Annotated in this window: 21 protein-coding genes; 11 read left to right on the top strand and 10 right to left on the bottom strand. The window is 64.4% G+C overall.

Annotated features, from left to right (window positions below):
* The first annotated feature begins 91 nt into the window (after positions 1–91).
* Positions 92–670 (top strand): NnrU family protein, encoded by a 579-nt coding sequence (locus tag U5760_RS23780; RefSeq protein ID WP_322014817.1) that lies wholly within the window; start codon positions 92–94, stop codon positions 668–670.
* Between the two features lie 158 nt (positions 671–828).
* Here the strand turns inward: U5760_RS23780 and pcaG are convergent, their stop codons facing one another.
* Positions 829–1,416 carry a protocatechuate 3,4-dioxygenase subunit alpha gene (gene pcaG / locus U5760_RS23785; protein ID WP_322014745.1) on the bottom strand — a complete coding sequence of 196 codons (588 nt, stop codon included), beginning with the start codon at positions 1,414–1,416 and terminating at the stop codon, positions 829–831.
* Between the two features lie 3 nt (positions 1,417–1,419).
* A complete protein-coding gene (pcaH, locus tag U5760_RS23790; RefSeq protein ID WP_322014746.1) occupies positions 1,420–2,124 on the bottom strand; it encodes a protocatechuate 3,4-dioxygenase subunit beta in 705 nt (234 codons plus the stop codon).
* Between the two features lie 125 nt (positions 2,125–2,249).
* Between pcaH and pcaQ the strand changes: the two genes are divergently transcribed.
* A complete protein-coding gene (pcaQ, locus tag U5760_RS23795; protein WP_322014747.1) occupies positions 2,250–3,278 on the top strand; it encodes a pca operon transcription factor PcaQ in 1,029 nt (342 codons plus the stop codon).
* Between the two features lie 22 nt (positions 3,279–3,300).
* Here the strand turns inward: pcaQ and U5760_RS23800 are convergent, their stop codons facing one another.
* Complete coding sequence (locus U5760_RS23800; protein WP_322014748.1) at positions 3,301–3,966, bottom strand: XRE family transcriptional regulator; 666 nt, start codon at positions 3,964–3,966, stop codon at positions 3,301–3,303.
* Between the two features lie 350 nt (positions 3,967–4,316).
* On the opposite strand from U5760_RS23800, the gene U5760_RS23805 reads away from it, so the two are divergent.
* A complete protein-coding gene (locus U5760_RS23805) occupies positions 4,317–4,520 on the top strand; it encodes a DUF6900 domain-containing protein (protein WP_322014749.1) in 204 nt (67 codons plus the stop codon).
* Positions 4,521–4,772: 252 nt separating this feature from the next.
* Complete coding sequence (locus U5760_RS23810) at positions 4,773–6,272, top strand: aldehyde dehydrogenase family protein (protein ID WP_322014750.1); 1,500 nt, start codon at positions 4,773–4,775, stop codon at positions 6,270–6,272.
* 55 nt (positions 6,273–6,327) lie between these two features.
* On the opposite strand, the gene U5760_RS23815 is transcribed toward U5760_RS23810, so the two are convergent.
* From U5760_RS23815 to U5760_RS23825, 3 genes are all read right to left on the bottom strand, one after another.
* Complete coding sequence (locus U5760_RS23815) at positions 6,328–6,837, bottom strand: metal-dependent hydrolase (protein WP_322014751.1); 510 nt, start codon at positions 6,835–6,837, stop codon at positions 6,328–6,330.
* 149 nt (positions 6,838–6,986) lie between these two features.
* Complete coding sequence (locus U5760_RS23820) at positions 6,987–7,343, bottom strand: sugar ABC transporter ATPase (RefSeq protein ID WP_322014752.1); 357 nt, start codon at positions 7,341–7,343, stop codon at positions 6,987–6,989.
* Between the two features lie 211 nt (positions 7,344–7,554).
* A complete protein-coding gene (locus U5760_RS23825) occupies positions 7,555–8,718 on the bottom strand; it encodes a porin (protein WP_322014753.1) in 1,164 nt (387 codons plus the stop codon).
* A gap of 704 nt (positions 8,719–9,422) precedes the next feature.
* Between U5760_RS23825 and U5760_RS23830 the strand changes: the two genes are divergently transcribed.
* Positions 9,423–9,932, top strand: a complete 510-nt coding sequence (locus tag U5760_RS23830; RefSeq protein ID WP_322014754.1) for a hypothetical protein — start codon at positions 9,423–9,425, stop codon at positions 9,930–9,932.
* Positions 9,933–9,960: 28 nt separating this feature from the next.
* Here the strand turns inward: U5760_RS23830 and U5760_RS23835 are convergent, their stop codons facing one another.
* Positions 9,961–10,404 (bottom strand): hypothetical protein, encoded by a 444-nt coding sequence (locus tag U5760_RS23835; RefSeq protein ID WP_322014755.1) that lies wholly within the window; start codon positions 10,402–10,404, stop codon positions 9,961–9,963.
* A 237-nt stretch (positions 10,405–10,641) separates the two neighbouring features.
* Here U5760_RS23835 and U5760_RS23840 point away from each other — a divergent pair, with 237 nt between their 5' ends.
* The 6 genes from U5760_RS23840 to ggt all read left to right on the top strand — a co-directional run bounded on the left by U5760_RS23840 (position 10,642) and on the right by ggt (position 17,410).
* A complete protein-coding gene (locus U5760_RS23840) occupies positions 10,642–11,349 on the top strand; it encodes a CDP-alcohol phosphatidyltransferase family protein (protein ID WP_322014756.1) in 708 nt (235 codons plus the stop codon).
* The gene (locus tag U5760_RS23845) at positions 11,346–12,188 is read left to right on the top strand and encodes a 2OG-Fe(II) oxygenase (protein WP_322014757.1); all 843 of its coding nucleotides are present in this window, start codon (positions 11,346–11,348) and stop codon (positions 12,186–12,188) included. The genes U5760_RS23840 and U5760_RS23845 overlap by 4 nt, the downstream gene beginning before the upstream one ends.
* On the top strand, positions 12,185–13,195 hold the full coding sequence (locus U5760_RS23850) for a flippase-like domain-containing protein (protein ID WP_322014758.1): 1,011 nt from the start codon (positions 12,185–12,187) through the stop codon (positions 13,193–13,195). The genes U5760_RS23845 and U5760_RS23850 overlap by 4 nt, the downstream gene beginning before the upstream one ends.
* A gap of 52 nt (positions 13,196–13,247) precedes the next feature.
* Entirely contained in the window at positions 13,248–14,027 is a 780-nt protein-coding gene (locus U5760_RS23855) for a phosphocholine cytidylyltransferase family protein (protein WP_322014759.1), read from the top strand.
* Between the two features lie 116 nt (positions 14,028–14,143).
* Entirely contained in the window at positions 14,144–15,547 is a 1,404-nt protein-coding gene (locus tag U5760_RS23860) for an MFS transporter (protein ID WP_322014761.1), read from the top strand.
* 135 nt (positions 15,548–15,682) lie between these two features.
* Positions 15,683–17,410 (top strand): gamma-glutamyltransferase, encoded by a 1,728-nt coding sequence (gene ggt, locus U5760_RS23865; protein WP_322014762.1) that lies wholly within the window; start codon positions 15,683–15,685, stop codon positions 17,408–17,410.
* A gap of 56 nt (positions 17,411–17,466) precedes the next feature.
* On the opposite strand, the gene U5760_RS23870 is transcribed toward ggt, so the two are convergent.
* The 3 genes from U5760_RS23870 to U5760_RS23880 all read right to left on the bottom strand — a co-directional run bounded on the left by U5760_RS23870 (position 17,467) and on the right by U5760_RS23880 (position 20,412).
* Complete coding sequence (locus U5760_RS23870; RefSeq protein ID WP_322014818.1) at positions 17,467–17,664, bottom strand: hypothetical protein; 198 nt, start codon at positions 17,662–17,664, stop codon at positions 17,467–17,469.
* A gap of 30 nt (positions 17,665–17,694) precedes the next feature.
* A complete protein-coding gene (locus U5760_RS23875; RefSeq protein WP_322014763.1) occupies positions 17,695–19,401 on the bottom strand; it encodes an FAD-dependent oxidoreductase in 1,707 nt (568 codons plus the stop codon).
* Between the two features lie 192 nt (positions 19,402–19,593).
* A complete protein-coding gene (locus U5760_RS23880) occupies positions 19,594–20,412 on the bottom strand; it encodes a helix-turn-helix transcriptional regulator (RefSeq protein WP_322014764.1) in 819 nt (272 codons plus the stop codon).
* Positions 20,413–20,517: the final 105 nt, after the last annotated feature.

A 20,517-nucleotide genomic window follows, 5' to 3' on the forward strand; every position in this document is an offset into this window, starting at 1 on the left:
GGCCCGTTTTTGCGTCAGACCATTTGGCCCGGCGCACGAGTTGCGCGACAATCTTCGCCATTTCAGTTGTGCTTCGTGCAAGGGAGCGGCAATGGCGATTCTGGTGTTGGGCCTGATTTTGTTTATCGGCGTGCATTCCGTCCGGATTGTCGCTGCGCCGTGGCGTGCCGCGCAGATTGCGCGTTTCGGAAAACAGGGCTGGCGCATGGCATTTGCCGTGCTCTCCCTTTTGGGCATCGCACTCATTGCGTACGGTTATGGCCTCGCGCGTCGCGAGCCGGTGCCAATCTGGGCCCCGCCGTTCTGGATGGCGCATGTCACGGCGTTGCTCACGGCTGTCGCCTTCGTCTTCATCACCGCGGCTTTCGTGCCCGGCAATCACTTCAAGCAGACGCTGGGCCACCCGTTTCTTTGCGGCGTGGCGTTGTGGGCTTTTGCGCATCTGCTGGCCAATGGCACGCTCAACGCCATCCTGCTGTTTGGCGCCTTCCTCGTGTGGGCGTCGCTCGATCTGCGCAGCGAGCGCCGGCGCGATCGCGAGGCGGGTGTGGTCTATCCGCAAGGCACCGTGTCGCGCGACGTGTGCGTGGTGGCGATCGGGCTCTTGGCGTGGACCGTTTTCGTGTTCTGGCTACACGGCTTGTTGATCGGCGTGCGTCCGCTCGGCTGAGTCGCGGCGCAAACGCGGCGCAAAAAAAGAAGCCTGCTTTTCAGCAGGCTTCGGAAGTACAGCTCGGAGTTCCGCGATCAGATCGCAGGCAGGATCTTAGGGTCCGTTCGTGAAAGGACCGTGAAAGTCCGCGCGATTCGCCGCATCGCGTTCCATTCTCAGAGATCGAAGAACACCGTTTCGTCCGCGCCCTGCATGCGGATGTCGAAGCGATAAGTCACGCTGCCGGCCTGCTCGCTGCGTTGCGCGATCAGCGTCGCGCGCCGCGATTCGGGCACCGAGGCGAGCACGGCATCGCGTTCGTTCGCGGCGGCTTCGTCGTCGAAGTAGATGCGCGTGAACGTGTGCGTGAGCATGCCCCGCATCGTGACGATCACGTTCAGGTGCGGCGCTTCGTCTGCGTGCGCGCGTCCCGGTTTGACGGTGCGCACGATGAAGCGATGCTGCGCATCGGTGCCCGTGCCGACGCGCGCGAAACCGCGAAAGCCGCTACGCGCGATATCTTCGCGCGAGGCCGGGTAATGGCCGTCTGCGTCCACCTGCGAAAACTCCAGCATGGCATCGTGCACGCGCTTGCCGTCGCCGTCGTACACGTGACCGATCAGCGTGATGTGCTCGCCCGGCGTTTCCGGGGCGGCGAGTTCCGGGGTGAAGAGGCTCTTGAGATCGAAGTCGTATTGCTGCGGGCAAAGGCCGTAGGCAAAGTACGGGCCGACGGTTTGCGAGGGCGTTTCCTTGAGTGTCATGGTTCAACGCTCCGTGGGGGTCTGGTCCGGGCCGCGCAGCACGATGTCGAATTCGTAGCCGAGCGCATAGCCTTCTTCAGTGGTGTCGATCGAGAAGCGCGAGATCAGCCGGTCGCGCGCATGTTCGGGCGTGCCCTGGAAGATGGGGTCGAGGGCGAGCAGCGGGTCGCCGGGGAAGTACATCTGCGTCACGATGCGCGAGCCGAAGTAATCCCCGAAGAGCGAGAAGTGAATGTGATTCGGCCGCCACGCGTTGGGGTGATTGCCCCAGGGATACGCGCCCGGCTTGATCGTGAGAAAGCGGTAACGGCCTTCGTTGTCGGTGAGGCAGCGGCCTGCGCCGAGGAAGTTCGGATCGAGCGGCGCGTCGTGCTGATCCTGCTTGTGGACGTATCGGCCGGCGGCGTTCGCCTGCCAGATTTCGACGAGCGAGTTACGCACCGGCTTGCCGCCCACGTCGAGAACGCGTCCTGTGACGATGATGCGCTCGCCGAGCGGCGCGCCGTTGCGTGCCGCATTGCGCGTGAGGTCGTGGTCGAGGGGGCCGAGATCTTCGGCGCCGTAGACGGGCGCGTGCTGGTTGCGCAGTTTTTCCTTTAGTGGAATCAGCGGCCGCGTGGGCCCGCGCTTGACCGACGAGCGGTATTCCGGGTGAAGGTACGCGGGATGCGAGTCGAAGTCGCGCGGCGACAGGATGGACTCGTCCATGGGTGTCTCCTGGCAGGATTGTGGGGAGGCGGCAATGCGGATGCCGTGTGCCGTTGTGGGGACTTTATCCAATCGGGAAAGTTATGCAAAATGATGTTTTTTCGCATTTCGTATAACGGATTGTTATGCAAACCCGGCTTGCGGATACCCGCGTCAAGTTTCGGCATCTCCAGTGTTTTCTGGCGGTCGCGCAGTTCGGCAGCGTGCAGCAGGCGGCCGAAAGCCTGTCGATCACGCAGCCTGCCGTGTCCAAGACCATCGCCGAGCTCGAATCGGTGCTGGGCGTGCGGCTCTTCGAGCGTGGCCGGCATGGCGCCGTGCCCACGCGCGAGGGGCAGCTTTTCATGCCGCACGCAAGCGCGTGCGTGAGCGCGTTGCGCCAGGGCGTGGAATTGCTTGCGCGAGACGAAGGCGCCGTGGCGGCGACGCTCGATGTGGGAGTGCTGCCGACCGTGGCTACCGACGTGTTGTCGGGCGCGCTGCGACGGTTTGCCGAACAGTGGCCGCGCGTGAGCGTGCGACTCACGACGGCTGCCAACGCCGAATTGCTGGAGCGCCTGAAGTCCGGTGCGATCAGCTTCGCGATTGGCCGTCTGGCCGACCCCGAGCGCATGGTGGGGCTGAGCTTCGAACTGCTGTACAACGAGCCGCTCGCGGTCGTGGTGCGTGCGGGACATCCGCTCTCGCGTGGCGCCGCGCTGCCCGCGGAACTCGCCCGCTTTCCGCTCGTGCTGCCGCCGTTTGGCACGCTGATCCGGCAGGCGGCAGACAGCCTGCTTGCCGCATGGGGGACGCCTACCTTGGCGGCGTTCGTGGAAATGCTCTCGGTATCGGTCGGGCGTGCGCTCGCGCTCGAGAACGACGCGGTCTGGTTCGTTCCGGCGGGCGCCGTCGAATACGATCTGCGGCAAGGCACGCTCGTGCGTTTGCCATTGCCCCCGGGAGGGGGCGAGGAGCCGGTGGGCCTCGTTTTGCGCACCGATACCCAGCCTTCGCCCGCCGGCCGTGCGTTGATCGACGCGGTGAAGGACGCCGCGCGCGAGCGTGTCGCAAGGATGGCAAGCGAACGGGATGCGACCCGCACGCGCCGCAAGCGCGGTGCTGGCGGCGCGGCGGAAGAGGGGCAGGCGGTGCGCCGCGCGCGCCGACGCTAGCGGGCAGCCGCCCCGTTCAAGCTCAGATGGCGGAGGGTTTGGATTTGCCGCGCGGCGGCTTCGCGGGCGGTGCCGGGTCCGGCACGGCGCCCGGTGCGGTGGCGCTGGTGGCCATCCACAGTACTTCGGCGTCTTCCTTGCTCGTGGAGATGGCTGCGTGACCCGTCCGGCTGTCGAAGTAGAGGCTGTCTCCGGCTTCGAGATGCGTCGGCGCGTACAGCTCCGAATAGAGGCAGACGCTGCCGCTGATCACATAAAGAAACTCTTCGCCTTCGTGGCGGCCCCAGTCGTCGAATGCATCGAGCGAATGCGCCGTGATGCGGATGCGAAACGGCAGCATGGCCTTGTGCGCCAGATCCGTGGCGAGCAGTTCCATCTGGTAGCCGCGATAGGCGTGGCGCTGCCCGGCGCCCCGGCGCGTGAGCGCCCGGCGGCCGCCGGCGTTGAGCCTCGGCACCGAGCCGAATAGCTCGCCGAGATCGATCTTGAGACCCACGACGATCTTCTGGAGCACGTCGAAAGTGGGCGACATGATGCCGTTCTCGATCTTCGACAGCGTGGAGCGCGAGACGCCGCATAGTCGGCTTGCGGTGTCGAGCGTGAGGTCGTGAGCGAGACGCGCGGCGCGCACGCGGCGGCCAAGGTCGGCAGCGGTGGATCCGGCAGGTTGGCTGATCGTGGTATCCATGAGGAGCACTTCGGGAGCGCATCGGAAACGCCAGGATGGCGCGAGTGTTTCCGATCTTACCAAACCAGTGACTTTCAGAAACCTCGTCCGTTCGGCCAACGCGTGCGGAGCGCGCGCCAGCAGTCTCATCAGGCGATATCGGCGCAATTTTCGGAGTGATTTTTCAATGACTCGCTATTGAATTAACGCTATTTAAACCTTGGTCTGGATCTTTAAATGATTCGCCGTAAGTTCCAGGGATTCGCGCTTTTCGAATAGTCCTTCAATATGCGTCGGAGCGTCACGGGACAGGGTTGAAAGCTTTCTGTATGATTTATATCAACTGATATGGATCATCTGAGGAGCGAATCATGCATGACGAACGCCTCGAATTATTGCTTGCCATCTCGCGTAAAACGCTGGGTATTGAAAGTTTCGAATTGACCGGCAAACAGACGCTGGACCTTCACATCGTCAACGCCGAGGATATCGGGTCGGCGCTCGAGTCGGCCTACGACGCCGGGCTGCTCGTGGGGCACCGGATCGGGCGCGCAGAACGCACCGAGAGGGCCTGATCTCCCGGCGCATTGATGTGTTCATAAAGCGGCGGCCCACGACCACGGCTTCCGTCCTTTCCCGGAAAATTTCTGAAAGGAAATTTTCCCCCCAGCAATCCCCATCCGGCAATGGCCTGGTACCCCTCCGGCCCGATCCACGCAAACCGCATCCTGCCCGCAGATGGGCGTTCCCCGGCTTGTCGCCCCCGCAGGCCGCGTGTATAGTCGGCGAACCTGAGTATGTTTCTTATCGGAAATAAAGGGCTCGCTATGGACGCATCACGGATTCTCGCCGATCTCGGCATTCTCGAACACGCTAACAAGGGCGACATCGAAGTCCGCTCTCCCATTTCAGGGGAGGTGATTGGCCGCGTCGCGAGCCATACGGTCGCCGACGTCGATGCGGCGCTGGCCCGCGCACACAACGCGTTTCTCGCATGGCGCAACGTCCCGGCGCCGCGCCGCGGCGAACTGGTGCGGCTGCTCGGCGAGCGCCTGCGGGCGCACAAGCAGGCGCTCGGCAGCCTGGTGTCGCTGGAGGCCGGCAAGATCCTGCAGGAGGGCCTCGGCGAAGTGCAGGAGATGATCGATATCTGCGATTTCGCGGTTGGTCTCTCGCGGCAGCTCTACGGCCTGACGATCGCCTCGGAACGCCCGGGCCACCGCATGGCCGAAAGCTGGCATCCGATGGGCGTGTGCGCCGTCATTTCCGCGTTCAATTTCCCGGTTGCCGTGTGGTCGTGGAATGCCGCGCTGGCGCTCGTCTGCGGCGATCCCGTGATCTGGAAGCCGTCCGAAAAGACGCCCCTCACCGCGCTCGCCGTCCATCGCCTGATGGAGGAGACGTTGCGTGAGTTCGGCGATGCCCCTGAAGGTCTCGTTGCACTCGTCATCGGCGGGCGCGAAGCGGGCGCGCAACTGGTGGCCGATCCGCGCGCCGCTATCGTGAGCGCGACCGGCAGCACCGGCATGGGTCGGGCGGTGGGCCTCGGCGTCGCGCAGCGCTTTGGCCGTGCGATTCTCGAACTGGGCGGCAACAACGCCGGCATCGTGACGCCGAGCGCGGACCGCGAGCTCGCGCTGCGCGCGATCCTGTTTTCGGCAGTGGGCACAGCCGGGCAGCGGTGCACCTCGCTGCGGCGACTCTTCGTGCACGAGAGCGTGTATGAGGACACCGTGAGCCGGCTCAAGCAGCTCTACGCCAAGGTTCCGATTGGAAACCCGCTCGAGCCGCGCACACTCATGGGACCGCTGATCGACCGCCAGGCGTTCGACCGCATGCAGGAAGCGCTACAGCGTGCCCGTGCCGAGGGCGGAGCGGTAACGGGCGGTGCTCGCGTGAACGTGGCGGGTCTTGCGAACGGCTATTACGTCGAACCTGCGCTCGTCGAGATGCCTGCGCAGACCGATATCGTCCTCGAGGAAACGTTCGCGCCGATTCTCTACGTGATGAAGTACCGCGACTTCGACGAAGCCATTGCGGCCAACAATCGTGCGTCGCACGGTCTCTCGTCGTGCGTGTTCACGACCGACCTGCGCGAAGCGGAGCGTTTCGTTTCGGCGTCCGGCAGCGATTGCGGGATCGCGAACGTCAACATCGGGCCAAGCGGCGCGGAGATTGGCGGCGCGTTCGGCGGCGAAAAGGAAACCGGCGGCGGCCGCGAGTCGGGTTCTGATGCGTGGAAGGGCTATATGCGGCGCGCGACGAACACGGTCAACTATTCGTCGGCGCTCCCGCTGGCGCAAGGCATCGATTTCAAGCTCGACTGAGCGGCGGTTTCGTATCGGAAATGGCGCCGCCTTCTTGCGCGGCGCTCGCTGCCAATCACGAAACCAGCTTTCGCAAGGGCGCCATCGGCCAGCCGTGCGGCATGCCATGCACGGCGAAGAACCATGCCGCCACCCATGACGCTGCGACCACGATCAGGTCGCAGTGTCCGCTCTTCCACCAGTTCAACGAATGCCGCTGGATCACCCAGGGCACGCCGAGCGGATTGGGCCAGTCGGCCAGCAGATGAATCACGCCGCCGCACGCGAAGCCGAACGCAGGCGCGGCGAGCGGCAGATGCCCCAGTTTCTGATAAGACCACACGAGCAACGCGATCCAGCCCACGCCCCAGTGCGTGAGCGTGCGATGCGTGATCCACAGCTTGCGCTTCTTGCGCCACCATGCGACCTCCAGCCAGTCGGGCGCCGATCCGCCCGCTACGCCCGCGATGAACGCGAGCGCGGCATAGAGATGCCAGGGGCCGTCCGTGTGCTGGTGCGTGACGATGGCCGCGGCGATGACGCCGGCTGCCCAGCCGGTCGCGTGATGTGCGGTGCCTGATGCCATGAAGCGGGTGCGCGAAGTCGAAAGGGCGCAATCTTCGCAGATGTGACGGCGTCGTGACAGGGGTATGCGAGACGATGCGCGCGCTTACGCGCAGTCGTGTGCAGTCACGCGCTCGCGCAAGCGGTAGCGTGTGTGCGTGTATTGGCGTGTCAGGTCGCGCAGCGTGCCACGTCGAAGCGTAGTTCGGGTTCCGGCGGATCGTCGGAGGACGAAGCGCCGTGCGTCACACGCACGACCGAACCGTAACCCGAAGGCGTGAGCGTCACGAAGTACGACGCGTCCGATCCCGAGCCGACGCTGAGTTCCGTCGCGCCCGCGTTGGTCGATTCGCGCGCGCTCGGCAGTTTGTCCTCGAGGCAGGTTGCGATCGACGAAGGCGGACGCGCGGACGAGACGTAGATCATCGTCTCGCCGTTCGCCGTGGCGCTCTGCGGCGGCGTCGATCCGCAGGCGGCGAGGAGTGCGAGCGGCACGGCGGCGATGAGTGGGCGAAGGAGTGTATTCATAGGCGGGTCGGGAGAGGATGCAGCGGCTTATGCAAAGCAGTATAAGCAGCCTGCGTGACGAAACCCGTAAAAAGATGCAACAGCGAGATGCGGCAGTATTTCGTAAAGGAAACGCGCGAAAAAAAACGCACATGCGCTCGTGCCGCATGTGCGTTGCGTGAAGCACGGACCAGACGGCGGTTCGCGCCGTCGGTCCGTATCGCCGGAGCGATTAGAAGCGGTGACGCAGGCCGACCGTTGCGGCAACCTGGTTGTTGGTCGACGACGGCGACAGCATGTTGATCGACGCGACGTTCGCGATCGGCGAGCCGTTGCTGTTGTAGCCGAGCGAACCCGAAGCGTGCTGGTACACGCCGGCCAGGTACACGTCGGTACGCTTGCTGAGCGAGTAGTCCGTGCCCAGCATGAACGTGTGCCACTTCGGCGAGTTGTTGTCGCCCGTGCCCGTGACCGTGCCGTCGGTGAACGTGTACGAGCCCATGAACGCGAGAGCCGGCGTGAGGCTGTACTTGCCGTTGATCTCGTAGTTGTCCATGTGCAGGTTCATGCCGCCGAGGCCGCCGAGTGCCGTGCCGCCGCTCGACAGGCTCGAGATGCCGTCGATCTGCGAGTGCGTCCACACGAGGCCAACCTGTGCCGGGCCGTACGTGTAGTTCGCGCCCACGCCGTAGGTGCGCTGCAGGGCGGCTGCGATGTTCTGGTCGTTCGCAGCGGCTGCGCCCGTCGAGTTGTTGATGCCGCCCGAGTTGTTGAGCTGCGAGTAGCCTGCCGCGACGTTCAGCGGGCCATTGCCGTACGAAGCGCCGACGCTCCATGCGCGGCCGTTCGAGAAGTTGCCGGCTTCGTTGCTGAAGCCGTACTGGCCGCCGAACTGGAAGCCCGAGTAGTTCGCGCTCTGGTACTTGACCGCGTTGTTGATCGAGAACGACTGCGCGAGGTTGTCATTGTCGAACGGGTGGCCGGCGAGGTTGTTGCCGTAGCCTGCGCCTGCTGCGGACACCGGCGACAGGTAATCCACCACGGAGTCGTATTGACGGCCGAGGGTCACCGTGCCGTACTGGTCGCTCTGCAGACCGACGTAAGCCTGGCGGTTGAAGATGCCCTGGTTGTTGTTGAAGCCGCCGTTGTTCAGGTTGAAGCCGCTCTCCAACTTGAAGATCGCCTTCAGGCCGCCGCCCAGGTCTTCAGCACCCTTCAGGCCAAAGTAGTTGTACGAGAGGCCGTTGCTGCTCTGATTCCACGTGCTGTGGCCGCCGGCGTTATTGGCGTACAGAATGCCAGCGTCGAGCGAGCCGTACAGGGTGACGCTGCTTTGCGCATGAGCGCTCATTGCGAATGCACCGAGAACGCCAGCGAGGATAAGGGTTTTTTTCATGGTTTCTAACTCCGAACAGTACTGGGGAATCTCACGACCGCAAATAAAACGGTTGCGGTTCGTGGTCTGACGATTCGGAGCAGAGTTTATTCTGGTATTCCCGAACATTCGCGCCAAATGGCACAACAATATTTTCTTAATATTGTGCCAGTCGAGTTAATCCGCGTAAGTCGCTGCATATAAAGGGATTTTTCGCGAAGAAATAATCAGTAAAATCGTGTGTCAACCGCTGTTTTGTTGCGCGAGTGCCACGCGCCGGAGAGCCTTGCCCAGAAAGCCTTGTACGGCAACGCCATGTTGACGCTGGCGATTCACCTCATTTTATGCAAGGTACTCTTCCAGATTATGCACTCAACGCCCGCACCCTGCGGCGTTACAATTCGTCTGCCCCTTGACCAAGGGTGGTCTTTTTTCATCTGTTTTATGCGGCCCTCGGGCCGCATTTTTTTCGCCTGTCGATATTGAACCATTTTTAGTTCAATCGAAACGTGAAATTCAGTATTGCGAAAATCGAAATGCGGCGGGTTGCCGCAGTTTACCGGAAATTATATTAATAGCCTGGATGAATCGGGTTTTGAATCGGCCGGCAAATCGGTGGGCATAGGGTGCGGCGTTGACCGGAGCGCTCGGGCCTCGCGCGCTTGCGGGTAAAATCCTGTCCCTGCCCCTTTGGGGTAGCGTGCAAGAACCCGACCGAACCCGCCATGACCGATTCTTCCTCCGCAGACTCTTCCGACTCTCTCCACGACGGCACCGAAACGTGCGAGGACCCGCGCCTGTGGCGCCGGGACGGCTGGACTGCGCGCGTGATCAAGAACGAAGACGACGAAGGCTGGGCCGTCGAGATGATCAAGGACGGCGAGCCGGAGCCGGCGCTGGTCGGGCCCTGGACCATGGGCCGCGACAAGAAGAATCCCAAGCCGCTCGATGCGGGCGCGTTCAATACGCTGGTCAAGACCGCTTCGGAGGTGCTGCGCCGTCACGAGCAGCAGTTGCACGCCATGCTGCACAAGCGCGTGAGCGTCAGCGTCGACGAGGGCGATGTCGACGTCACGCTCGCGATCGTGCCCGACGAATACGAGCCGTACGCCGTGCTGACGGCGCTCGACGCATTCGGCGAGCAGCTGGGCCAGCAGCGCGTGGCCCCCAACTTCAAGCTCACGCGCGAGCGCGCGCAAGCCTGGGCCGGCAGCGGTTTCGGGCGGATCGAATAGAACGATAGAGCGCAGCGTGCGCCGCCGCTTAATCCTGCTTGCAGAAGATCGCGGTCAGCATCGGCCCTGCATGGTGGACGATAGCCGTGTTGCCCGCCTCGGTGAGCGCGGCCTGGACCTTGGCCTCGCTGCCGAACACCACGGCGCCGTAGGCCGAACGTGCGATCGGCTTGCCGTCGCCGGTGCGAAAGAGCGGGTCGTCCTGCTGATAGCCGACGATCGCGAACACCGTGAACCCATAAGCCGTCATGTGCTGGCCGCGCGCCGGCCAGAACGCGTTGATCGAATTGCTCTCGACCCGCGAAGGCGTGGGCTGGATCAGCTTCTGGTCGATCAGGCCCGAGACGAAGTCGTGCGCGGACTCGCTGCAGGTCAGCGATTCGTCGAGCGTGGCCGCGTGGCCGGTGAGCGGCAAAACCGCGAGCAGAAGGGCGAAGGGGGCGAAGGTGGCGAAGGACAGGAACCGTTTCATTGGAATTCTGGCGAATGGGCGGCGACGGCGCGGGCGACGCCGGCCGCACCGGGCGCGGCGCGGCAAAGGGTTGCACTGTACGCGTGTTCGCGCGATCCCGCTCGCGGCACCGCGTCAAGCTTTGCCATCTGGCTCCCGGTCGATTGTTGCGAAAAACGCGCATTCCTGCGGCTAATGCGGGCTTTCGACTGTCAGAATCCCTGCAAGTTTTTTGGAAGACGTATATATTTCGCTGCTATGACTGGAAAAGACCAACCTGAAAAAACGGTCCCGCGGGCGGTGCCGTTGCCGCGCACCTGGGACGCGCGAGCTGCGCGCTGGCTCGTGACGCCGCTCGTCCCCACCCGCGTCACACCGAACCATCTCACCACGCTGCGCCTGCTGATCGGCCTTGCTGGCGCCTTCTATCTGGCGCGCGGGGACTTTCTGCACGTCAATCTTGGCGCATTTTTGATTGTTTTGTCGAATTTTGTTGATCATACCGATGGCGAGCTAGCGCGAATCAGCGGTAAAACCAGCCGGATCGGCCATTTCTACGATCTCGCGGCAGATGCCCTCGTCACGGTCCTGCTGTTTCTCGGCATGGGCTGGGGACTCGGGGTCGAAGCGGCGGCAGCAGGGGCGGGCGCCGGGTGGCGCGTGCCGCCGGCCGTGCTGGGCGGCATCGCGGGTATCGCGGTCGCCGTGATTTTCTTCCTGCGCATGCGCATCGAGGAAATGGCCGGCAAGGCGGGCACGCAGCAGGCGTTCGTCGGCGGCTTCGAGACGGAGGATGTCCTCTATCTGTTGCCGCTCGTCACGCTGACGGGTGTGACCTCGCCGTTCGTTCTGGCGGCTTCCATCGGTGCGCCGGTGTTTGCCCTGTGGGTCGTGCTCGATTACTGGCGCGTTTCGCGCCGCAACCGGCCCGCAAAAGAGACAAGTGAGTTCGGGATCAGTCGATGAGTGAGCAGGCAGAACAGGATCTGGTCGTGGCGGCATCCGTTCACGGCGAGGGGGACGGCCGGGGGGCGGTGGCGTCGGGCAATCCGGATGGGGCGATCGCACGTGCCCTGCGTCCGCTGGGCAACGCCCAGTTGCGCGACGAATACGTGCAGCAGGGTTCCTTCCTCTATCTCTCCGAGTTCCTGCCCGCGGACGCCACGCAGAAGCTCATCGACGCGGCCAACGCGCTGCTCCCCGAAGTCAACCGCAATTACCTGCCGGGCCACAAGGCCGGCGGCAGCGTGAGCCGCCACACGATCGACCGCCTCGCGCCGTACATCGCCGAACTCTACCGCTCGCCGAAGCTGATCGCGTGGCTCGAGAAAGTCACGGGCGATCGCCTGCAGCTCTCGCCGCAAGACGATCCGCACGCTTACGCGCTGTACTACTACATGCGCGCGGGCGACCATATCGGCTGGCACTACGACACCTCGTATTACGACGGCCGCCGCTACACGGTGCTGCTCGGCGTGATCGACGATTCGTCCTGCCGCCTCGACTACGAACTGCACACGCGCGACGAGGGCCGGCCCGACCAGCCCGGCTCGGTGCAATATCCGCCGGGCGCGCTCGTGCTGTTCGACGGCGACAAGCTGCGCCACCGCGTCACGCCGAGCGCCGAAGGCGAGTTCCGCGTCTCGCTGACGTTCGAGTACGTGACGAATCCGAACATGCGTCCGTGGCGGCGCTTCATCTCGAACATGAAGGACGCGATCGCGTACTTCGGTTTCCGCCAGGTGTTCCGCAGGGCTTTCATGGGCGCGGGCGCCGCCGGCGGCAAAGCGGGAGATCCGGTGTGAACCGGGTTGCCCTCCTGCTGCTGTCGATCGGCACGGCACTTTTCATCGCGCTGCTCGCGTGGCAGGGGCTCGGCTCGGTGACGGGCGCCCTGGCGGCCGCAGGGTGGGGCCTCGTGCTGGTGGCTGCGTTCCACGTCGTGCCGCTCGCGCTCGATGCCGCGGCGATCGCCGTGCTGTTCCGCAAGGGCGAGAGCGTCGACCCGCGCGACGCGCTGCTCGCGCGCTGGAGCGGCGAATCGGTGAACAGTCTGCTGCCGGCCGGCCAGATCGGTGGCCCGGTGGCCATGGTGCGTCAGCTCAATCAGCGCGGCATGGCCATGCGCGACGCGGCGGCGGCCATCACGGTCAGCACCACGCTGCAGGCGGTTGCGCAGATCGTCTTCGCGGTGTTCGGCATCGTGCTCTTTTCCGCGTATGCCGCGAATGGCGCGCCGCGCGATCTCGGCGTGGCGGCGCTGATCGCGACCGTCGTGCTGGCGGCTCTCATCGCGTTGTTCTATATCGCCCAGCGCCGCGGGCTGTTCGGCCGCGTCCTGCGTCTCGCCTCGAAGGTGTTCGGCAAGCGCGACTGGTCGTCGCTCGCCACGCGCGCGGACGCCGTCGATGCCGCCGTCAAGTCGCTCTATGAGCAGCGCGGCCGGGTGGCGGCGAGCTTTGCGATCAGCCTCGTCGGCTGGCTCGTCGGTACGGTCGAAGTGTGGCTCGCGCTGCGTTTTCTCGGTCATCCCGTGGGCTGGATCGATGCGCTGCTGCTCGAGAGCATCGGCCAGGCCATCCGCGGTGCGGCCTTCGCGATTCCGGGTTCGCTCGGCGTGCAGGAGGGCGGTTATCTGCTGCTGGCTCCGCTCGTCGGGCTGCCGCCCGAAGCCGCGCTCGCGCTCTCGCTCGCCAAGCGCGCGCGCGAAATCCTGCTCGGCCTGCCGGGCCTGCTGTATCTGCATTTCAGCGAGAGAAGCTGGCAACGCCGGCGCGCCGTGAGCGTGCCCGCCGTCGAAATCGCCGACTGACCTCGCAGTTTGACTCCGCAGTTTGACTCTCTTCTCCCAAGGAACGTCGCGCATGCGCGCCATCATTCTCGCGGCAGGCCTCGGCCTGCGCCTTCAGCAAAGCGCTGGAGAACAGTTTCCGAAATGCCTGCTGCAATTCGAGGGCGTGACGCTGCTCGAGCGCCATTTGCAACTGCTCGAAAGCGCAGGCATTACCGAAGTCGTGCTCGCGCTCGGCTTCCAGCCCGAACTGGTCGAGGCTGAGTTGAAGCGCATCGGCTGGCCGCACGACATCGAGATCGTGCTGAATCCGCGTTTCGATCTGGGCAGCGTGCTGACCGTGCATCGCACGGCCGAAGCGCTCACGCGCGGCGACGACGTGCTGCTGATGGATGCCGACGTGCTGTACGACGAACGCGTGTTCGCCCCGCTCGTCGCAGGCGAGGCATCGGCGAACCGTCTCCTGATCGACCGCGATTTCGAAGCCGGCGACGAACCCGTGAAGCTGTGCCTGCGCGATGGCGTGCCCGTCGAGCTGCGCAAGCAACTGGCCGTGGGCCTGCAGTACGACACCATTGGCGAATCGGTGGGTTTTTTCCGCCTGAACGAAGCGACGGCGCGCCGTTTTGCGCAGATCGTGGAAGGCTACGTGGATACGGGCCGCGCCAACCTGCCGCACGAAGAAGCGCTGCGCGATCTGCTGCTGGAGCGCGGCAGCGAATTCGAAACGGCCGACGTCACGGGCGCGCCCTGGATCGAAATCGATTTCCCCAACGACGTGAAGCGCGCGGCCGAAGAAGTGCTGCCGCAACTGCGTCCCGTAGTGAGCCGGGTGAAGCAGGCCGCGGTCTGAAGCGCGGCGCTCCTCGCGAGCGCCGCTTCATCTGTTGCAAACTCAACCGTTTTTCGCAACACGGTGACATAATGGGGTCTTGTCGCCATCAGCCGCGCTGACTGTCGTTCCTGCCCATGCCTCTTGCTCTTGGTGCCTTCATCGTCCCGCTCATCGTCGCATGCGCGATGTTCATGGAGAATGTGGACGGGACGGTCATCGTCACCTCGCTTCCCGCACTGGCCCGCGATCTCGGCCAGGACCCCATCACACTGAAGCTGGCCGTCACGAGTTACGTGATCGGCCTCGGTGTGTTCATTCCGATCTGCGGCTGGGTGGCCGACCGCTTCGGCTCGCGCAACGTGTTTCGCACGGCCATCGGCATCTTCATGGCGGGCTCGCTGCTGTGCGCCGCGTCCACCTCGCTCGGAATGTTCGTGGCCGCGCGTTTCGTGCAGGGCATCGGCGGCGCGATGATGGTGCCGGTGGGGCGCATCATCATCTTCCGTTCGCTGCCGAAGTCGGATTTCATTCGCGCCGTCAACTACCTCACGGTGCCCGCGCTGCTCGGGCCCGTGGTCGGGCCTCCGCTCGGCGGTTTCATCACGACCTATCTGCACTGGCGCCTGATCTTCTTCGTCAACATTCCGATTGGCGTGCTCGGCATCTGGCTCGCGAACCGGCACATTGCCAACATGCACGAAGAAGATCCGGGCCGGCTAGACTGGTTCGGTTTCGTTCTTTCGGCGGGCGGGGCCTCGCTGTTCATGCTCGGGCTCTCGCTCGTAGGCAGCGAATTCGTGTCGTTTGGGACGGCCCTCGCGATGTGCGCGATCGGCGCCGTGCTGCTGGCGGCGTACTGGTTCTACGCGCAACGCGTCGAGCGGCCCGTGCTCGATCTGCGTTTCCTGCGCATTCCCACTTTCAACGCAAGCGTGGCGGGCGGTTCGCTCTTTCGCATCGGGCTTGGCGCCGTGCCGTTTCTCCTGCCGCTCACGTTGCAGGAGGGGCTCGGCATGACCGCGTTCCTCTCGGGCTCGATCACCTGCGCTTCGGCGTTCGGCTCGATCTTCATGAAGACGATCGTCTCGCGCGTGCTCGGCCACTTCGGCTTTCGCCGCACGCTGATCGTCAACGCGTTGCTGGCGGGCGCCTCGATTGCCGTGTGCGGGCTCTTTTTTCCCGGCATGCCGCACTGGCTCATCTGGCTCGTCGTGCTGTTCGGCGGCCTCTTTCCTTCGTTGCAGTTCACGGGCCTCAATTCGCTCGCCTACGCGGATATCCCCACGCGCGACATAGGCCGCGCGACGAGCGTCGCGAGCGTGATCCAGCAGGTTTCGCTCGGGCTCGGTGTGACGATTGCGGGGATCGTGCTGCAGATTTCGCACAAGCTGCAAGGTCATCCCACGATCGTCTGGTCCGACTTCTGGCCCGCATTCCTCGTGGTGGGCCTCTTTTCGGTAGCGTCGATTCCGGTGACCATGCGCCTGCCTGCCAATGCAGGCGACGAAATCGCGCGCGGGCGCCGCGGCAAGGCCTGAGCGGCGGCGGATCGCTTGCCGGGTGGTGGATGGCCGGATCGCAATCGTTTTGTCAGCATGCTATAAGGCGAAAGGCAGGCCAGAACAGGTCCAGGCAGGCCGAAAGTTGATGAACCGCATCATGGAGGACACCCAATGAAGTTGGTCGACAGAACGAAAATATCCGCTGCCGCGGTGGCGCTTCTCTCGCTGAGCACGCTTTCGGCAGGTTTTCTCGAAGCGTCTCCCGCCTTCGGCAAGGACACCCAGCAGCCGGTGCTGACCGCCTCGGCGGTGGCCGTCGCGGACAAGTACGCCGCCGATGCGGCCGAGCAGATTTTCAAGGAAGGCGGCAACGCCGTAGACGCGGCGGTGGCGATCGCGTTCTCGCTGGCCGTGACCTATCCGGAAGCGGGCAATATCGGCGGCGGCGGGTTCATGACGCTGTACGTGAACGGCAAACCGTACTTCCTCGACTATCGCGAGCGCGCGCCGCTTGCTGCCACGCGCACGATGTACCAGGACGACAAGGGCAACGTGATTCCCGGCAAGAGCCTGTACGGCTGGGACGCCGTGGGCGTGCCGGGCACCGTGGAGGGCATGTGGGAAGCGCAGCGCCGCTTCGGCAAGCTCAAGTGGAAGCAGGTGCTCGCGCCGGCCATCCAGTATGCGCGCGATGGTTTCGTCGTCGACGAACAACTGGCGAAGCGCGGCGAAGAGGCGTCGAAGGAATTCGGCGGCAAGACCAATTTCGACCAGTATTTCAGCGACATGAAGGCGGGCACGACGTTCAGGCAACCTGATCTTGCCGCCGTGCTCACGCGCATTGCGAACGACGGCGCGAAGGACTTCTACGACGGCAAGACGGCCGACCTGATCGCCGCCGCGATGAAGCAGGGCGGCGGCCTCATTACGAAGCGCGATCTTCAGGAGTACAAGGCGATCTGGCGCCAGCCTGTCGAGGCGAGCTGGAACGGCTACGAGGTCATCACGGCGCCGCCTCCGAGTTCGGGCGGCGTGGGCCTCGTGCAGCTGCTCAAGATGAAAGCGATGCTCGCGCCGCAGTTCAAGGACGTGTCGCTCAATTCGCCGCAATACATTCACCTGATCGCCGAAATCGAGAAACGCGTGTTCGCGGATCGCGCGCAGTATCTCGGCGACCCGGACTTCTACAAGGTGCCGGTTGCGCAACTGACCGACGACGCCTACCTCGCGAAGCGCGTTGCCGAAGTCGATCCCGACAAGCCCTCGGACACGAAGAGCGTGCAGCCGGGTCTCGGCACCTCGATGCCCGAGAAGGCCGAGACCACGCACTTCTCGGTGGTGGACAAGTGGGGTAACGCCGTGTCGAATACGTACACGATCAACGGCTACTTCGGTTCGGGCGAGGTCGTGCCGGGGGCGGGCATCGTGCTCAACGACGAGATGGACGACTTCTCTTCGAAGCCGGGCGTGCCGAACATGTTCGGCGTGGTGGGCAGCGACGCCAACGCGATCGCGCCGAAGAAGCGTCCGCTTTCGTCGATGACGCCCACGATCCTCACGAAGGACGGCAAGGTCGCGCTCGTGATCGGCACGCCGGGCGGTTCGCGCATCTTCACGTCGATCTTCCAGGTCATCAACAACATCTATGACTTCAAGATGCCGTTGAAGGACGCCGTGGCTGCGATGCGCTTCCACCATCAACTGCTGCCGCCCAACACGATCTTCTGGGAACCCTACCAGCCGATCGACGGCGATCTTGCGAAGCAGGTGCAAGCGAAGGGTTATGTGCTGAAGGGGCAAGACTTCAGCGGCGATATCCAGGCGATCCGCATCGACGGCGATACGCCTGAAGCCGCCGCCGATCCGCGCGGCCGCGGTGTGACGCGCGTGATTCAGTGAGGTAGACGGTCTGGCGCGGCCATCGGGGATCGGTGGCCGCGCTTTTTTGTTTGCGCTTAACTGGCAGCGGCAGCAGGCGCGGGCAGCGACTCTCCCGCAGCGGCGATCAGGTCGAGCGCTACGTCCGCGTTTCCGATCCGCTCGATGGCGAGCAGCGCGAAGCGCGCGAGGAAGAGAGGCGCCTGCGCTTCGCCCAGCCCGGTCATGGTGGTGCACAGCCGCGTATAGACAGTGTCGCGTTCGCTGTCGGTCATGGTCATGGTGATTTCCTCTGATGCCGTGGGTCAGGCCCGTAGCGTGTGATCGAGTGCGGCGAGGGCCTGCGCCGCGAGGGTGTTGGCGTCGCCGTGCCAGCGGCCGAGCACGTGGCCGTCCGGCCGCACCAGATACAGGGCGTTCGTTTCGACTCCGTACATGGGGAACAGACGGCCCGTGTGATCCCAGCCGCTCGTGCGGGGGGCGTCGGCCGGTGCACTGGCCGCAAGCGGGACGACGGCGAACGGCAGGTTGCGCGCGGCGAGCGTGCTCTCCAGTTCGAGCAACGCGGCCGGCACCGAACCCTCGGCGCTGAACCAGAGCGCGGTGAAGCGCGGTCCGACGAGATCGGTGAGATGGCCCTCGCGCGATATGCCAGCGACTGCGATCGTGAGCGGACATTCGGGCAGCACGGTGCCGGGTGCCGGACCTTGGGCGAAAGCCGTTGATGTCCTGGCATTCAGCGGCGACGCGCGGTATGCGATGGCCGAAGTCTGGCGCGGATTGATGAGCGATCGCACGAACGGATGCTCGCGCGCGAGGCTCAGGACCGCCGTGCGCATCAGGTCGAAAGCGAACGAAGGCGGTGCCATGAATTCGGTGCTCTTCGTGCCGTAGCTCAGGTTCTCGTGGGCCGCATACACGCGCTCGTCCGAATAGCTGTCTAGCAGCGTATCCGTTGCGAGGCCCTGCACGACGAAGGCGAGTTTCCAGGCGAGATTGTCGGCGTCGTCGATGCCGGAATTCGCGCCGCGCACGCCGAAGATCGGCACCAGGTGTGCCGCGTCGCCCGCGAACAATACGCGGCCATGACGATAGCGTTCCAGCGTCAGCGCGTTGGCCTTGTAGATCGTGATCCAGATGGGCGACCACGGCGCCGTTTCGCCCATCATGTCGAGCAGGCTCTGCACACGCGGCATCACGTTTTCGGGCTTGATCGCAGCCTCGGCGTCTTCGCCGTCGCGCAGTTGATAGTCGATGCGCCAGACGTTGTCGGGCTGCTTGTGGACGAGCACGGTCGAACCCGGATTCGAGGCAGGATCGAAGTAAGCGAGACGTTCGGTTGGGCGCGCGCTCTTAAGCAGGATGTCGACGATCACGTAGCGGCCTTCGTAGCTCGTGCCCTGCAGTTTCAGGCCGAGCGCTTCGCGGATCGTGCTGCGGCCGCCGTCCGCGGCGACCAGCCAGTCGGTTTGCATGACGTAGCTGCCGTCGGGCGTCGAGAGCGTGAGCGTCGCGCCAGTGGCATCGGCCTGCATGGCGGTGACGGTCGTGCGCCAGCGGATGTCGATCAGGTCGGCTTGGGCCTCGGCGGCGTCCAGCAGGAACTGCTCGATGTGGTATTGGGCGAGATTGACCATCGGCGGCAGCTTCTGGTTTTCGTCCTGCGGCATGTGGAAATGCAGCACTTCGTCGTTGCGGTAGTAGCTGCGTCCGCCGGTCCACGGCAGGCCCTTTGCGAGAAATCCATCGAGCGCGCCGAGCCGTTCGATGATTTCGAGGCTGCGGCGCGAGATGCAGATGGCGCGGCTACCGTAGCACACCGATTCGTCGGCTTCGATCAGGACCGAGCGCACGCCGTGGCGGGCGAGGCCCAGTGCCAAGGCAAGACCGACGGGGCCGCCGCCGACGATCGCAACGGGGTGGCGCTGGGTTTCGCGGCTTGCGTCGAGTTCGGGTAGCCGGGCGGCGTACTGCTTCGCTTCGAACGGATAGGGCTGGAATGCTGCGCTCATCGTGGGGTCCTGTCGCAGACGGCGCGCACGCCGTCGTCGGGAGAGAGGGCGAGGTGGGGCACGGGTAAGCTGTCTCCAATCGGAAATTCTTTTGTCGAAGCGAGTATGGCGCGTAGCCGGACGCGCGCTGTCCTCAATTTGGGTACAGCGTGCTCGTATCGGAAACCCGTGCGGGCGAGAGGGGGATGGCGCTCAGGCCTTCCCGGCCGAGAGGCAGAGCGCGAACAGTTGGCGCTGGCTGGAGATGCCGAGCCGCTGGTAAGCGCGTTTCTGGTAGGTGACGACACTCGTGGGCTTGATGCCCATCTGCTCCGCGATTTCCACCGCGCTATGGCCTTCGAGCACGCCGCGCAGCACGTCGAGTTCGCGTTTGGAAAGCGCGGGACACTGGCTGCGAAGGCGCGCGAGCATCATCTGCGGAATGCCCATCTGACTCTGGCCGTGCAGTGCGTAATGATGCCGGCTGGCTTCGCCGATCAGCGGCGCGAGCGATTCGACCAGCTCGATCTCGCCGGGCCGGAAATTGCCGGCGTCGCGCTCGCGATAGAGATTCACGGAAAGCCAGATATCGGCGGCCGGCTGGAGCAGGAGCGAAAGCCGGTCGGACACGTTGGGCGTGGCGTAGCAGGTTTCCCGGTAGCCCTCGTGCGCGATGTCGGCGCTCGTTTGCCAGTGCAGCACCAGCGAGGAACCGGGCTTGTCCGCGGCCGTGCCGGCAACGACCTGCTGGTTGCCGTCGAGCGCGTAGAAGAGGCGGGCGTAAGTGTCGGCGACGTCGCGCAGGAAGCGGCCGCCGCGATGATCCGCGACCGAAACCGTGCGTGGCCGGTTGCCGAACTCGTAGGCAAAGACCGTGCACTGCGAAACCGATGCCGCGGGGCCCAGCATGTTCAGCACTTCGGCGGCGAGCGCATTTGCGTCGTCACGGCCGATGGCCGAGACGAGGCTCGTGACGCGCGACAGGTCGAATTGCCCTGTCTGCCTCGGCCGGTCGAGACGCCAGTAACGCATGTTTCGTAACGGAAAACCGTGGAAAAGAAAGCACTTTCGCGAGATTAGCACCGAACACCGATTGTACTGCCGATGTACCGACGACTCGATGCGCGGCAGGAAAGG

Origin of the sequence: Paraburkholderia sp. J12 (assembly GCF_905220215.1) — a bacterium.
Classification (GTDB): Bacteria; Pseudomonadota; Gammaproteobacteria; order Burkholderiales; family Burkholderiaceae; genus Paraburkholderia.